The following is a 15,115-nucleotide window of genomic DNA, read 5'->3' on the forward strand; positions in this document are numbered from 1 at the left end:
CGGAAAATGAGGGAATATGGAAAATACAGAATATATATACCAGAGAAAGAGGGATCAAAAAGAAGCAGAACTTCAGAGAAGAAAAAATATTATATACTCTGCAAATCCTGAACTTGAGGATATGGATACTGAGATTATGCTTTTAAATCTGGACCATACAAGAAATACTGTCCTTGGTAAGAAAAACGAAGCTGAAGAATCGCAAAGAAAGCTTGTGGCTGCCAAAGAAAAAAGACGTATATATATGGCAGAAAATGAGATAAATCCACTTGATCTAAGACTCAGATATGAATGCACTACATGCAAGGACAGGGGTTATATAGAGAAGATGGGACGTTTTGAAAAATGTTCATGCCTGGTAAAGCTTCAGGAACAGCTAAGATACAGGAAATCAAATCTTGTAAAGCGTGTTGAAAAAGAAAATTTCAGGACCTTTAATATGGAGATATTTGATAACGAAAAGAAGTATTTGATTTCTCCGGAAATGAACATAGAAAAGACGCCAAGGGAGCAGATGGAGCTGATAATGAGAGAATCCAAAAGCTTTATGGACAGTTTTGACTCAGGAGATACAAAGAGTATTTTATTTTACGGAGGCACTGGGCTTGGCAAGAGCTTTATGTGTTCAGCTATTGCAAAAGAAATGATGGACAGAGGTCGGACGGTCAGGTATTATACCTCAAATGAGCTTATAGATATGCTCCAGATGTATACATTTGACAGGGCAAGCTTTCTTAAGGAGTACATACTTGAGGACTATAGAGAACTTGATGATGTAGACCTGCTGATAATAGACGACCTTGGAGCCGAACTTACCAATAATTTCGTAAAGACGGCTTTGTTTAATATAATAAATACGAGAATAATAAAAGAGAAAAAGATGATTATATCCACCAATCTGTCGCCGGCTGAGCTTAGAGACAGATATGACGAAAGGATATTTTCAAGGCTTATTATGTATGTGGATACCTACAAGTTTGTAGGTGAAGATCTTAGATGGTAGAGGTGTAAATATATGAGTGATAAAATAATGCAAAATAAAAACAGATTTATGGAAATATACAAAACACATATAACAAGAGAAGGAGCAGACCGCTTGCTGACATATCTGGAAAAAAGCGATTTTTTCACGGCGCCTTCTTCGACCAGATTTCACTGCAGTTACGAGGGAGGCCTGTGTGAACACAGCCTCAATGTATACGACTGTCTCAAGGACTATCTTACGAGGGATTTTGTAAAAAACAGGTACAATTTAAATCCATCTGAAGAAAAGATAGCCATAGTAGCTCTCTTGCATGACCTTTGTAAGGTAAATACTTATACTGTGAGCATGAGAAACAAAAAAAATGAAAGCGGCCAGTGGGTACAGGTACCTTTTTATGAATTTAAGGAAAAATTTAACTATGGAAGTCATGGAGGCAAGAGTATATTCATAATTCAGGAATTTATGAAGCTTGACCCTGATGAGCAGGTAGCAATAAACTGCCATATGGGAGCCTATGACAGAATGCCAGGAGACTTCAGTCTTAACAATGCATACGCACAGTTTCCACTTGCACTTGCCCTCCATATTGCAGACGTAGAATCTTCGGTAATACTTGAGCATGAATAAAAGTGTTTTCTCTTTTTAACAAAATATGATGTAATTTTGAATGGTTAAGGGTATAACAATAATAATCAATGAAGGAGGAATTTTATTTCGAGCAGTTAGAAAAGAGGAGACCCTGGTGTTTTTTTAGTCTGTTTTAGTATAAGCGTTGTATATCTCGTTACCACTTTGGTTTATTATATCAACATAAACACTTTCGGCGCTCTTTTGCAGATCGTATCTAAGTTCTGGTGAGATATTAATTATCTGTATGCCTTCAGCAGTGATATCTTCTGTTTTTTTTTCTATTCTTTCATCTGAGGCATTTCTTGCAAAATCTCGTGCGATTTTAGCAGCTTTGTCCACTATTTTCTGCTGATCAGCGCTGAGCTCATTATAAAATTTGTCACTTACAATCAGTGAAATATAATGTGGGATATGATTGGTTTCAAGGATATATTTTTGCTGCTCATGCAATCGCCCAGAAGCGATTACTTCGTATGGATTTTCTTGAGCATCTATAGTCCCTTGCTGGAGTCCGACATAAACCTCATTAAAAGACATGGGAGTAGGATTTGATCCGAGGGCTTTCCAAAACCTTATATGATTGGGATTTTCCATGGTTCTTATCTTGAGCCCCTTGAAATCATCTATATTTTCGATTTTACGGTTTGAGGTAGTAACGCGAAATCCCTGATCTGCGAATCCTAGGACCCTGTAACCAGAGCGTATATACACATTTTCTATCAAATTATAAAAAACAGGATTATCCACGGCACCTCTTGCATCTTTTATATTATCAAAAGCACAGGGCAGATCAAATATGGATATTTCAGGCATAAATGCGACTTGAGGTGCGGTGTTTTGAACAACAAAAGGGATATCTCCACTTTCGCAGCTTTCGAGAAGCTCTCTATCTCCTCCAAGCGTACTATTTGGGTACACTTGAATTTTCATTTTTCCATTGCTGAGAACTGAAACTTCATCAGCAAATTTTTGGGCAAATATATTTGTCACAGTATCTTCAGGACTTGCGGTTGCAAGAGGCCAAGCATAACGCTGCACATCTTCATCTTGAGAGCCGCAACCAGACGATAATGAAAGGACGAAGCCTATTATTACAATAAAACATATATGTTTTTTAACATTTATTTTCATAAAAATTCTCCTTCGCCTTCAATTTCCGAGCAGTATCAGACTTATTTGAGGAAATATAGATATAAGTAGTAGTGCTATAAGAAAAAAACCAATCATAGGAACAACTTTTACCGCGATTTCCGTTACTGGGATTTCTGAAATGGTACTTGCAATAAATAAGTTAACTCCAATGGGTGGGGTAACAAATCCGATTGCTAGATTTACGACCATAATCACACCAAAGTGTACAGGATCAATATCAATGGCTTGGATTATAGGAAGCAAGATAGGGGCAAGAATTAGTATTGCAGGAGTAGTGTCCATTACCATGCCTACCAAAAGCAGGAGCAGATTTATAATTACTAGTATAGCAAATCTGCTACTGAAATTTGTCAGTATCATTTCCGAAAGCTGCTGAGGAATTTGCATTAGCGTAAGGACTCTTGAAAAAGCTATTGAGGAGGCAAGTATGAATAGTATTGGAGAAAAAGTCCTTACTGATTCGATTATAATATCTTTCATTTCCGAAATTTTCAGTGTCTTGTAAACGAATATGCTTATGATGACAGAATAGAATACGGATATTACAGCGGCCTCTGTAGGTGAAGTGATTCCGGCATATATAAAGCCAAGTATTATTACTGGAGCCATAAGTGCAAACAGGCTCTCTTTTATTACAATTAATACCCCTTTTTTATTAAGATCGTCGATTCTTTTGTTTATGAGAGTCCTGTCTTCTCCGTTTTTAATACAATAAAATATGCAATAAATCATCAAGAGAAAAGAAATTAGAAGTCCAGGCAATATTCCAGCGATAAAAAGACTGCTTACAGATTCTCCAGATGCCATTGCGTACATTATAAATGGAATACTAGGAGGAATTATTACCCCAACCCCTCCAGAAACAGCGACTATTGCAGTGCTGAATTTTTTATCATATCCAAGTGATGAAAGTATCGGAATAGTCATGCTTCCTACTGCGGCAACTGTTGCAGGACCAGATCCGGAGATTGCTCCAAAAAACAGGCATGTTCCGATTACGGAGCATGGAATCCCAGCTGTAAATCTTCCAAATAAGAGTGAAAATATGTCGAATATTTTTTTTGATATCCCACCCCTGGCCATTATTATTCCGGAAAGTACAAACATAGGTACGGCAAGGAGTGGAAAGCTGTCAATACCTCCAACCATAGAACGTATAACGAACTGACCGCTTGCAGTAAATGAAGGGTCGAATACCCCTGGAAGCACTGAGGCCAATCCGAGGGATATTGACACTGGGATTGCTAGAAGGATTGATATTATGAATATTATCATTATGACAAGTGATGACATCAATTACCTCCTTTGAGTTTGTTATCCAAAACATCATTTTTAACAATTTTATATTCGATTATCCAGCGCTGCAGTATACGTATAAAGGCCAGCAGAAAACCCACAAGAGGAGCACTTTGGACAAGATACATAGGAACTCCGAGAGCTGGGCTAACTTGATTGCTGCTTATGGAAGAATTTAAATACATTATGCTGTAAGGAATCAAGTAGGCAAAAAGTAAAAGCTCTATTGTATGGTTTATTACTTTGAGCAGAGCTCTGTTTCTGTCTGAAAATCTGTGCAAAAACTGCTCTATCTTTATAGATATGCACCTTTTTGTGCAGTAGCTTATGCTCAAAAAGGCAGACCATATGAAAAGGTATCTGGTAACTTCCTCTGACCAAGAAAGCGAATAACTGAGCGCATACCTTGAAAATACCTGTATACCCATGATCAGTGTCATTGCACACAAAATTGTTACAAGTAATGCTTCCTCGAGATTTTTATCCAGCCACTTTAACATATCGTCTACCTCCTTCTTGATTTTAATAAATTATAAATTATATTCCTGAGTGTATTATTTTTAGAACTTCATGAAGTTCATTTACACCTATCTGTCCAGGTGCGGAAGCTTTTTTTGCTGCTCCAAATGTAAGTGCCGAGCCAAATGTCTCTCCGGCAAGACGACTTATCAAGCCTGTCCCAGCCATAGACATAGTAATTATTGGCCTGTCAGCATGATGCGAATACATTTCCTCTGTAGCCGAAAGAAGTGTAAGTACATCTTTTTTGCTTTGAGGCATTACGGCTATTTTGGGAATATCGGCACCAAGCTCTTGCATCTTCATGAGTCTTGATATTATTTCTTCTTTTGAAGGAGTCGCAAAGAAATCGTGATTTGAAGCGACAACTTTAATTCCATATTCATGAACTTTTTCTATTATTTCTTTTACTATTTCATCTCCTGTAAAAGCCTCAACGTCAATTAAATCTACGTGACCAGTCCTTGCGGCAGCTATATTAAGTTCTGAATAGGTTTTTGAATCAATGCTTTTTTCTCCGCCTTCCTTGCTAGTTCGGAAAGTAAAAAGCAGAGGAATCTCTCCAAGAGCGGCTCTAAGTTCAAAAAGAGTTTGTTTTAGGATCTCTATGTCAAATACGTCTTCGTACCAGTCAACACGCCACTCTGCTATATCTACTGGAATTGAGCCAAAATTCTTAGCTTCTTCTAATATTTCATTTTTCGTAATTGCGACAATAGGAACGCATATTTTAGGTATTCCACTGCCAAGCTCTATATTTCTTATTTTTACAGTATTCATTATATTCTCCTTGTATAAATGTGATAACTAGCTTATTGTTACTTTGTTTTGTTTGTACTGGATATTTACAAAAGTTGCTAGCAGTATACCAATGAAAGTTATTCCTATATTAAGAATTATAACATGCAATGGTCCCTGAGCGCCCCCGTTTTTTGTAAGTATTCCAGCAACATTAAGAATTATATAGTTAGCAAGACTCGATGCGATCATTATTATAGAAGTTATCTTGCCTTTGTTTGAAGGGAACATATCGTTTGAAGCGGCTGTAGCCATCTGAAGAACTCCTCCTGCTGCCGAGAAACCTATTACAAAACCTCCAAGAAGACATATGAAAGGAGTTCTTACTATATAAACTATTATAAGCATAGACATTGCTATTGCAGGATAGATAATAAGGAATCTAATAGGATTTACTTTTTTCTTCATCAGATATGCAGTAAGTAGTACTGCTATAATCGTACCTGCTGAGTAGAATGACTGGATTCTTTTAGGGTCAGCTAAGCCAACCATCTTTCCAAACTCCTGGTTACAGTTTAGCCAAAGCTGAAATGTTGAGGTACATGTAAATCCGATGGCGATAAGAGCTATTGCAGCAGGTGTAAATTTCATCTTTGAAGATGCGGCTTTATCACCCTTCTTTATGTTGCTGTTCATTGGTGGCACTGGCATAAAGGCTATAAGTATACCGTCAATTATTATAAGTGCAGCCATTAGGAAAAATATAGATTTGAATGAAAGCTCATTTGCAGCTACAAACCCTATCATTGTAGGAAGTAGCAATTGTCCAAGAGATACCGCAAGTTTTGTAAATATAGTAGCAAGGCCACTTGATTCAACGAGTATTTCCAGACACGCAGGAATTATACCCGTATCGATGAATGAGTTCGCTGCTCCACCAAGGATAGCGAATGCATAAGCAACGTACATATTTGGTGAAAATACTATACCTATGAAATATATTGCATAGCATGCTATACCAATTAATGCCGATGCTTTACGGCCAAACTTGTCTGACAAAGGGCCAGCAACTGGAAGTGTGATTAGTCTTCCGAGTCCAAGTGCAGCGATTACGATAAGCACATTTCCTACGTCAAACGATCCATCTGCGAGTTTTTGAGCTCCCCACTGGCTTGCAAAGTTTTGTTTATACTGACCTAATATCGATACTCCAATACCATGAATGAAAAAACTGATGTACATGATAAATGCCGTTGGGTAATACTTTTTGTAGTTTATAGTTTCCATTTTATCCTCCAATTATAGTAATATATTTTCAATTTGAAAATCTTAGTATTTTATTCCCAGCGTTTCTTTCATGTATTCGATTGGCATAGGTTTTCCAGTCCACAGCTCAAATGCTGCAGATCCTTGAAATAACATCATTCCAAAACCGTTCATGCATTTACATCCGATTTCTTTTGCCATTTTCAAAAGAGCGGTTTCTGCTGGAGAATAAACAACATCGGCCACTACAAGATCAGGTCTAAGATATGAAGAATCAGGTATATATGATTGTCCCTCAAGCGGTTTCATTCCCATTCCTGTTGCATTTACAAAAAGGCAGCTGGCTGCAATCTCTGATTTTAGCATCTCAAGGTTATCAAGATCAAAAAGTTTTGCATTACAGTTTGTCTTTTCGTTTATAGCTTTAACATTTCTTTCAGCTCTTTCCCAAAATTCATCTTTTCTGTTGAATACAGACATTTCGGCTACTCCATCTAGTGCTGATTGGATTTCGATTGCAGTAGCGGCCCCACCGGCTCCAACTATAGTAATTTTTTTACCTTTAATATCAATTTCATTATCTCTGAGAGCAGCCATAAATCCAGTTCCGTCTGTTATGTGACCAGTAAGTATTCCATTGTCATTTACTATAGTGTTTACAGCGCCTGTAAGTTCTGCTGCTGGAGACAGCTTGTCGAGATACTTGTGTACTACGGTTTTGTTGGGCATTGACACATTAGAACCTCTCATTTTAAGTGCTCTTATAGATTGCACAGCATCTTCAAGATTGCTGTTGTCTACCTCAAATGCAAGATATGCATAGTCGAAACCCATTTTTGAGAATGCCTCATTTTGCATAGCCGGAGAACTGGAATGTCTTATTGGATATGCCATCAATCCTATGAGTTCTGTATGTCCTGTTATTCTTTCTGCCATTTTTTCAACCTCTTTTCATAATTTTAATAGTAAGCTTTCGTTATTAATTTGACAATTCCTGTATAGTTATTATATGATATAGAAAACATAACTTCCAATACAACTTATGAACAATATTGATAGTTTGGAACTATCATTTAGAAGGAGGATAAGATGAATCTAAACCAACTTTACTATTTTCAAATGGTGGCTAATTTGCAACACTATCATCAGGCAGCGGCGGAGCTAAACATATCTCAGCCAAGTTTAAGTCGATCGATGTCAAATCTAGAGGAGGAGCTTGGACTATTTCTTTTTGAAAAACAAGGAAGAAATATAGTACTTACAAAATATGGCAGAATTTTTTTGGAACACGTGGACAAAATCATAGAGGAACTTGAAAATACAAAGAAGAGGATGGAAAATCTTGCAAGTAGCAGTGAGGGGCATATAGACATAGCATATGTTTCTCCACTTGCGAAACACTATATACCATTTTCAGCCAGACGATTTTTGGATATAAAAGAAAACAAAAATGTAACTTTCTCGTTTTCCCAAAATTACACTGCCAAGATGATAGAAGGTCTTAAGGCCGACAAATTCGACGTAGTATTTGGATCTTATTCTGAAGAAGAAAGTGATCTAAACTTTGTCCCAATAATAAGACAAGAACTTGTAGTTATAGTTCCGCATAACCATGAGCTAGCGCAGTATGAAGAAATCGACATAAAGCAGATGCAGAGCCATAACGTGATTGCATATGAAAGATATTCAGGCCTTGGGAAATTTACGAGAAAACTTTTCAAAAATTTTGATATGAACCCGGAGATAATATGCGAATCATCAGATGAAGGATCTATAGTGGCACTTGTTGAGGCTGGTTTTGGAGTGGCTATTGTAGCAAGGGTATCGGAACTTGAATCGGCAAATATAAAAATACTTACGCTCAAAAACAGAGATATGTATCACGACGTATACATGATACATCACAAATACAGATACCTTGCACCGGCTGTCCAAAATTTTATAAACTTTATAAAGAAACAGTCCAATTCCCTTTAGTATGATAGCTAAAAACTATCAATAAATCATAAAACATACATTAGATTTATCTTTACGGCTGTAATATAATTAGATATATCGTTATTTTATATACAACTACAGTCTATATATATGTCATTTTTATGTTAGAGATTTATGGAGGAAGAAAATGAAAAGTGCTTACAAACAATTATTGAGTCCGTTGACAGTAAAGAATATGACCTTAAAGAATCGCATTGCCATGACACCTATGGGAACCAATTATGCAGAACAAAATGGAGAGATGAGTTTTCTTCATATAAATTACTATGAGCAGAGAGCAAAAGGTGGAACGGGGCTTATAATAGTTGAAAATACTTGCGTTGATTATCCACTTGGATATAATGGAACGACACAGCTTAGAATAGATTCTGACAATTATATGCCAAGACTTTTCAAACTTTGCGAAAGTGTACACAAATACGGAGCTGCAATAGCTATACAGCTTAACCACGCAGGAGCGTCTGCAGTGTCATCAAGAATAAATGCTCAGCCGGTATCCGCTTCTGACGTTCCAACCAAAGAAGGTGGAGAGATTCCAAGACCTTTGTCAAAAGACGAAATTAAAGACATTGCCAAGAAATACGGAGATTCAGCAAGAAGAGCACAAATTGCAGGATTCGACGCTGTTGAAATACATGCGGGACACTCATATCTTATAAGCCAGTTTCTTTCACCATTAACCAACAAAAGAACCGATGAATTTGGGGGGAGCCCTGAAAATCGTGCACGTTTTGCAGGGATGGTAATTGACGAGGTAAGAAAAGCAGTAGGACCAATGTTTCCAATTATAGTAAGGATAAGTGCAGACGAGTTTGTAGAAGGTGGAAACCATCTACAAGACTCTATAGAATATTTAAAATTCTTTGAAAAAGAAGTAGATATGTTTGATGTTTCAGCTGGATTAAATTCCTCAATACAGTACCAAATAGACGCAAATCACTTCGCGGATGGATGGAGATCATATCTTTCTAAAGCAATAAAGGAAGAATTCGGCAAACCGGTATTTATAATGGGAAATATAAGAGATCCTAAAATTGCAGAAGATATAATTGTAAGAGGAGATTCGGACATGATTGGGATTGGAAGAGGGCTTATAGCAGATCCTGAATATGTAAATAAGTTCAGCTCAGGCAGAGAGGATGAAATAAGAAAATGTATATCATGTAATATTGGATGTGCAGGAAATAGAATTGGGGTAAACAGGCCAATAAGATGCACAGTAAATCCGTGCGTAAATGAGACTGAGGACTATAGAGATGTTGAACTGCTTAAACCTTGTAATGTGGTAGTAATAGGAGGCGGTACAGCTGGTCTTGAGGCTGCATGTACAGCTGCAGAAGTTGGATGCAGTGTATTTCTTATAGAAAAGAATCAGGAAACTGGAGGACTTGCCGCTGAAATTTCAAAGATCCCGGACAAAAATAGACTTGCAGATTTTCCAAACTATCTTAGAAATCGAGCTTCAAAATTGAGAAATCTGTATATACTAAATAACACAGAGGCAAATTCAGAACTCATAAGAAAACTAAATCCAGATATAATTGTAAACGCAACAGGATCACTTCCACTACTTCCGCCAGTAAAAGGGCTTAATGAGTACATTAGTAAAGAAGGTACAAATGTATATTCTATTATTGACATGATAGAAAATATAAATAAATATCCACAAGATCTTACAGGAAAGAAAGTCGTAGTAGTCGGTGGAGGAGCAGTGGGGCTTGATGTAGTTGAGTATTTTGCTCCAAGGAATGCGCAAGTATCTATAGTAGAAATGCAGCCAGTAATAGGAAGAGATATAGATCCTGTATCAAAGAGTGACATAAATGCGCTAATGAAGAAGTATAGCGTTAATAAGATGCCAAATACAGCACTTCTTGAAGTGAAACCAGGAGAATTTGTTGTAAAAATTGGAGAAGAACAAAAAAGTCTTGATTTCGACTACGGATTTGTGTGTCTTGGTATGAAAGCTAACAGTCCGGTGATAGAAGAGATAAGGTCGGAATTTGAAAATGAAGACGTTGAAATAATCAATATTGGAGACAGTGTGAGGGCTAGACGCATTATCGAAGGAGTCTTTGAAGGAAGAAATATAATCAGTATTCTAAAAAATAAAAAATTTATAAAATAAATATAATAGGTAATATAAAATAATGTTTGCTAATAACTACATTATATTATATTATAAGGTAATAAGCAAAATCAATCGCACTCGCTAAGCAGGTGCGTTTTTTGTTAACAGTAAAAATTAATTATGTAAAAAATACAAAAACGGAAGGGGATGAAATATGTCCAAAGAGAAAATTGAATTCCTTTATCTGTCGGAGCCGGACATGATAGAGGCCGGTGTGCTCGATATGAAGGAGTGCGTAAGAGTTATGGAAGATGTATTTTCGCTTATGAGCGACAATGACTATCTTATGGGAGGTCCCAAGGGAAGTTCTCACGGTATGAAACTCTGGTATCCTAAGGAAAAAAGAGGGAAAAACATGCCAGTAGCGGGTGCTGACAGAAGAGCAATGACCATGATAGCTTATGTCGGTGGAGAATACGACGTATGTGGAAATAAATGGTATGGATCTAATGTATCAAACAAAGAAAAAGGTCTTCCAAGATCGATACACAGCATAACCCTAAGTGATCCGGAAACTGGAGCCCCACTTGCTATGTGTTCAGGAAACCTTGTAAGCGCTATGAGAACTGGCGCTGTACCTGGGATAGCGACAAAACACCTGAAATCAGATCAAGCTTCAACAGTGGGTATAATAGGAGCGGGAGTAATAAACCGCGCCGCTCTGATAGCAATATGCGAGGCTATGGAAAATGTAGATAATGTAAAAATATATAATCGCAGCAAATTAAAAGCAGAAATTCTTTGTAGAGAACTTTCAGAAGAATTGGGTATAAAGATGATAGCTGTAGATTCTGTAGAAGAAGCGGTAAAGGGAAGTGATGTAATCAGCATAGCAACTTCGGGCGCTCAAAGTGCAAAAATTGAGGATGCCTGGGTAAAAAAAGGTGCAATCATACATCTTGTTGGTACAGCATCTCTGAGTGAGGAACTCTACATGAATAGCACAGTGGTAGTTGACAACTGGAATATGCACCTGGACTGGATTGATGAGGGTCTTAGACATTCAGATGGAATAGACAGTCTTTTGTTATCAGCACCATCTGCACCTTTGATGAAACTATATCTTGAAAAAAAGAAGGACCAGAGCCAAATCATAAACCTGGGAGATATAATAACAGGAAGATCGGTGGGAAGAAAAAACAACGAAGAAACGGTAATTTTCATATCAGGAGGAATTCCAGCTGAAGACGTAGCATGGGCCTACACCGTATATAACAATGCGCTTGAAATGGGCATAGGGCAGAAACTTCTTCTTTGGGAAAAACCACACTGGTCATAAGGGCATAAGTAAGATAATATATTGTATTAATTTGAAGGATCAGAGTGAATGAGTATGGAGACGAGAATCGACAAGGATAGTCGAAGTGATTTAATAGCAAAGCTCACAAGAGAAAATGATATTCTTAAGAGAGACACTGAGAGGTACAGGCTTTTGCTTGAAGGCTCGCAGGAAAGTGTCTGGGAATGGGATCTTGAGAGGGGAATATATAATTTTTATACAGATAGAACTGATTTTCAGCATATGAACGCGACTGAGAGTGAAATGGCCGTGGATCTCTGGAGCAAGCATATACATCCAGGGGATCACGATGATTTTGTGGATGACCTGCAGCTTTTTATAAAGAGCAGTAAAAAACACTATGAAAAGACTTTCAGAGTAAAAAACGATAGTGGAGAATACAGGTGGATAAAAGCCAGAGGAGCTGCAAGGCATGATGAGTCAGGACAAGTAGTCTTGTTTGCCGGATCTGTACTTGATATTACGGATAGCGTTGATATGGAGAGAAACCTGATCAGGCTTGCATACTACGACAAGCTTACAGGCCTTCCAAACAAGGAAAAGATAAAGGATGACTTTGGTAAAATAATTGCTGAAAAAGAATGCGATGAGTATATTGCATTTGTTCATATAAATATTGATAACCTTAGCTATATAAACAATACCTTTGGTTATTCGGCAGGTGATGAGATGATCAGGAGATTTTCTGGTTTTCTTTCGGGATATTTTGTGCAAGGACATTGTTTATCCAGGGTAAATGCAGACGAATTTTTAATTATTTACAGAGATTTTGGTAATATTGAAGATCTTGAGCGAGATATGGACACTTTCTTTACTGCTGTAAGAAATGAAAAACTTCTGATGCACAGCGAAATAAAGACGTCTATAAGTGCAGGAATATCTGTACATGGGGTGCATGGAGAAACTTTCTTTGACCTTTTAAAATGCTCGGATGTGGCGCTTTATTACTGCAAGAACAATGGCAAAGACCAATTCAGGATATATGATTCTAATACAGGTAAAAAACTTTATACAACTATAGATCTTATAAACCAGATAAGAATCGGTCTTGAGAAAAATGAATTTCAGATGCATTATCAGCCTATTGTCAGTTCTAAAACTGGTAAACTGGTTGGTATTGAAGCACTTGCAAGATGGTATCATTCCAAAAGAGGTGTGATTTCGCCAGGGGAGTTTATTGTAGCTGCAGAAAACTCCGGACAGATAAAAACTCTGGAAAGATGGATAATAGAAGATGTATTCAAGCAGATAGAGGCATGGAGGCATCTTGAGGAGATGGACATATTTGTATCTATAAATCTTTCTGCAAAGGGGCTTATAGAGAACGATCTTATTACATATCTTGAGGCTATTCTTGAAAAATACATTGTTAATCCTGAAAAGATAGAATTTGAAGTTACAGAAACGGCGCTCATGAATAACATTGACCAGTCTATGACTATGCTCAATAAGCTTAAGAAAATGGGATTCAAGCTTGCACTTGACGACTTTGGGACTGGCTATTCATCCCTTAATTATCTCAAAAATATACCAATAGACAAGGTCAAGCTTGACAGGAGCTTTGTTGAGAATATAGACAGGAATACAAAGGATCAGCTTCTTGTAAAATCTATTATAGAGCTTTCTCACCGAATGGAGCTGGAGGTAGTAGGTGAAGGCGTTGAGACGCATTTTCAAAATACTCTTCTGGGTACTTTTGGGTGCGACTATATACAAGGCTATTTTCATGGAAGACCCCAGGATAAAAACCAGATAAATACGTGGATAAAACAAAATTATATTTAAAAAATCATATTAAAAAAACAATTTAATAACAATACAAAAAACTGCAGCGGCATCTACATAATGCCCTGGAGTTTTTTTGTATTTAGATATAAAGATATCAGAGGCTCAAGAATTTTTTATAAGTTCTATCTATTCCGATGGCTCCTATAGGAGCACTTATTATTATGGCAAGTACGGCGACTGTAAGGATAGTGTTTCCAGCGCTTACTCCTGCAGCAAGCGGGACAGATCCTATTGCGGCTTGTACTGTAGCTTTGGGTATATATGCGATGGAACAAAAGACGCGTTCTTTAAGGTTAAGGTCGGTTTTTGCAAGACTTATATTTACCCCTATTATTCTTAAGAGGAGTGCGAGTATTATAAGGATTACAGAATTGATGCCTGCAGAGGAAAGATAGCTTATATCAACCTGGGCACCTACAAGTACAAAGAGAAGTATCTCAGCACCAACCCATATTTTTGAGAATTTGCCCATTAATCTTTTTGCAAGTATTTCATGGGTTTTCAGTATGGTGCATCCCAGTGCCATAACGGCCAGGAGTCCGGATACGGGGAAGTACGGTTTAAGGAAAGTTTCGACAGATACAAATATAAAAGAGACACTAAGTATTATAAGGACCTTGACAGTATCTCTCATATGTATTTTTTTAAAGATGCCTACCAGAATAATTCCGGTGACAACGCCCATGATTATGCCTGTTATAATTGAAATAGGGACAGAGATAAGCGTCATAGCGCTGAAGTCCTCGCCCTTATACATGCCAAGAAAAGCTGTAAAAAGAACAATCACATATATATCATCTACAGAAGCTCCGGCCATTATGATTTGGGGTATTTTTTTCTTCTTCCCATATCCGGTTTCTATCAGATGTATCATGCGAGGAACTATTACTGCAGGTGAAACTGCAGCAAGTACGCATCCCATTATGGCAGCCTCGATATGGGAAACGCCAAGCAAAGCTGGAGCCAAGAATGTCACTGCTCCTATTTCAAAGGTTGCAGGAATGAAACACATTAAAACTGCAGGTCTGCCCACCTTTTTCAGATCCTTTATATCAATGGAAAGTCCTGCTCTTACAAGGATGACTATAAGCGCAATTTCGCGAAGGTCCGCTGATATATTAAGTATATCGCCAGAAATCAGGTTTAGTATGTTTGGTCCAAGAACTACTCCAGTAAATATCATGCCTATAAGACCGGGGATATGAAGCCGGTTGAGTATACCACTTAGAGAAAAGCCGATTATAAGTATTAGTGAAAGGGAAAGTAACATTTAGAGCCTCCTTTTTAGTAAAATGATGTATAATGATATCAC

13 protein-coding genes are annotated in these 15,115 nt (G+C 37.4%); 6 read left to right on the forward strand and 7 right to left on the reverse strand.

Annotated elements, in window-relative coordinates:
* Nucleotides 1-16: 16 nt before the first annotated feature.
* Both G558_RS0102800 and G558_RS0102805 read left to right on the forward strand, forming a co-directional pair.
* Nucleotides 17-1,003 (forward strand): ATP-binding protein, encoded by a 987-nt coding sequence (locus G558_RS0102800; protein WP_028828810.1) that lies wholly within the window; start codon nt 17-19, stop codon nt 1,001-1,003.
* Between the two features lie 12 nt (nt 1,004-1,015).
* Nucleotides 1,016-1,612 carry a hydrolase gene (locus tag G558_RS0102805; protein WP_242825200.1) on the forward strand — a complete coding sequence of 199 codons (597 nt, stop codon included), beginning with the start codon at nt 1,016-1,018 and terminating at the stop codon, nt 1,610-1,612.
* A gap of 123 nt (nt 1,613-1,735) precedes the next feature.
* On the opposite strand, the gene G558_RS0102810 is transcribed toward G558_RS0102805, so the two are convergent.
* From G558_RS0102810 to G558_RS0102835, 6 genes are read right to left on the reverse strand one after another with little or no spacing between them, the layout of a single operon-like run.
* Entirely contained in the window at nt 1,736-2,746 is a 1,011-nt protein-coding gene (locus G558_RS0102810; RefSeq protein WP_028828812.1) for a TRAP transporter substrate-binding protein, read from the reverse strand.
* Nucleotides 2,747-2,764: 18 nt separating this feature from the next.
* Nucleotides 2,765-4,060: a TRAP transporter large permease gene (locus tag G558_RS0102815; protein WP_028828813.1), complete on the reverse strand. Its 1,296-nt coding sequence runs from the start codon at nt 4,058-4,060 to the stop codon at nt 2,765-2,767.
* Nucleotides 4,060-4,563 carry a TRAP transporter small permease gene (locus G558_RS0102820; RefSeq protein WP_028828814.1) on the reverse strand — a complete coding sequence of 168 codons (504 nt, stop codon included), beginning with the start codon at nt 4,561-4,563 and terminating at the stop codon, nt 4,060-4,062. Before G558_RS0102820 ends, G558_RS0102815 begins: the two co-directional genes overlap by 1 nt.
* Nucleotides 4,564-4,600: 37 nt before the next feature.
* Entirely contained in the window at nt 4,601-5,362 is a 762-nt protein-coding gene (gene aroD / locus G558_RS0102825) for a type I 3-dehydroquinate dehydratase (RefSeq protein WP_028828815.1), read from the reverse strand.
* Between the two features lie 27 nt (nt 5,363-5,389).
* On the reverse strand, nt 5,390-6,607 hold the full coding sequence (locus G558_RS0102830) for an MFS transporter (protein WP_330363781.1): 1,218 nt from the start codon (nt 6,605-6,607) through the stop codon (nt 5,390-5,392).
* A 42-nt stretch (nt 6,608-6,649) separates the two neighbouring features.
* Nucleotides 6,650-7,522: a shikimate dehydrogenase gene (locus G558_RS0102835; RefSeq protein WP_028828817.1), complete on the reverse strand. Its 873-nt coding sequence runs from the start codon at nt 7,520-7,522 to the stop codon at nt 6,650-6,652.
* Nucleotides 7,523-7,675: 153 nt separating this feature from the next.
* On the opposite strand from G558_RS0102835, the gene G558_RS0102840 reads away from it, so the two are divergent.
* The 4 genes from G558_RS0102840 (at nt 7,676) to G558_RS0102855 (ending at nt 13,800) form a co-directional block, all read left to right on the forward strand.
* On the forward strand, nt 7,676-8,563 hold the full coding sequence (locus tag G558_RS0102840; RefSeq protein ID WP_028828818.1) for a LysR family transcriptional regulator: 888 nt from the start codon (nt 7,676-7,678) through the stop codon (nt 8,561-8,563).
* A gap of 148 nt (nt 8,564-8,711) precedes the next feature.
* On the forward strand, nt 8,712-10,712 hold the full coding sequence (locus tag G558_RS0102845) for an oxidoreductase (protein ID WP_028828819.1): 2,001 nt from the start codon (nt 8,712-8,714) through the stop codon (nt 10,710-10,712).
* A gap of 157 nt (nt 10,713-10,869) precedes the next feature.
* The gene (locus G558_RS0102850; RefSeq protein ID WP_028828820.1) at nt 10,870-11,994 is read left to right on the forward strand and encodes a tyramine oxidase subunit B; all 1,125 of its coding nucleotides are present in this window, start codon (nt 10,870-10,872) and stop codon (nt 11,992-11,994) included.
* Nucleotides 11,995-12,048: 54 nt separating this feature from the next.
* Nucleotides 12,049-13,800, forward strand: coding sequence for a putative bifunctional diguanylate cyclase/phosphodiesterase (locus G558_RS0102855; protein ID WP_169337706.1), 1,752 nt, complete (start codon nt 12,049-12,051; stop codon nt 13,798-13,800).
* Nucleotides 13,801-13,897: 97 nt separating this feature from the next.
* Here the strand turns inward: G558_RS0102855 and G558_RS0102860 are convergent, their stop codons facing one another.
* Nucleotides 13,898-15,073: a cation:proton antiporter gene (locus G558_RS0102860; protein ID WP_028828822.1), complete on the reverse strand. Its 1,176-nt coding sequence runs from the start codon at nt 15,071-15,073 to the stop codon at nt 13,898-13,900.
* Between the last annotated feature and the right edge of the window lie 42 nt (nt 15,074-15,115).

This window comes from Proteocatella sphenisci DSM 23131 (assembly GCF_000423525.1).
GTDB classification, from domain to species: Bacteria; Bacillota; Clostridia; order Peptostreptococcales; family Filifactoraceae; genus Proteocatella; species Proteocatella sphenisci.

Bases quoted from the DNA above. Each gene is read 5' to 3' on its own strand.
- G558_RS0102820 (WP_028828814.1), bottom strand. From the start codon at position 4,563: ATGTTAAAGTGGCTGGATAAAAATCTCGAGGAAGCATTACTTGTAACA.
- G558_RS0102805 (WP_242825200.1), top strand. From the start codon at position 1,016: ATGAGTGATAAAATAATGCAAAATAAAAACAGATTTATGGAAATATAC.
- G558_RS0102830 (WP_330363781.1), bottom strand. From the start codon at position 6,607: ATGGAAACTATAAACTACAAAAAGTATTACCCAACGGCATTTATCATG.
- G558_RS0102840 (WP_028828818.1), top strand. From the start codon at position 7,676: ATGAATCTAAACCAACTTTACTATTTTCAAATGGTGGCTAATTTGCAA.
- G558_RS0102845 (WP_028828819.1), top strand. From the start codon at position 8,712: ATGAAAAGTGCTTACAAACAATTATTGAGTCCGTTGACAGTAAAGAAT.
- aroD (WP_028828815.1), bottom strand. From the start codon at position 5,362: ATGAATACTGTAAAAATAAGAAATATAGAGCTTGGCAGTGGAATACCT.
- G558_RS0102815 (WP_028828813.1), bottom strand. From the start codon at position 4,060: ATGTCATCACTTGTCATAATGATAATATTCATAATATCAATCCTTCTA.
- G558_RS0102860 (WP_028828822.1), bottom strand. From the start codon at position 15,073: ATGTTACTTTCCCTTTCACTAATACTTATAATCGGCTTTTCTCTAAGT.
- G558_RS0102850 (WP_028828820.1), top strand. From the start codon at position 10,870: ATGTCCAAAGAGAAAATTGAATTCCTTTATCTGTCGGAGCCGGACATG.
- G558_RS0102810 (WP_028828812.1), bottom strand. From the start codon at position 2,746: ATGAAAATAAATGTTAAAAAACATATATGTTTTATTGTAATAATAGGC.
- G558_RS0102800 (WP_028828810.1), top strand. From the start codon at position 17: ATGGAAAATACAGAATATATATACCAGAGAAAGAGGGATCAAAAAGAA.
- G558_RS0102855 (WP_169337706.1), top strand. From the start codon at position 12,049: ATGGAGACGAGAATCGACAAGGATAGTCGAAGTGATTTAATAGCAAAG.
- G558_RS0102835 (WP_028828817.1), bottom strand. From the start codon at position 7,522: ATGGCAGAAAGAATAACAGGACATACAGAACTCATAGGATTGATGGCA.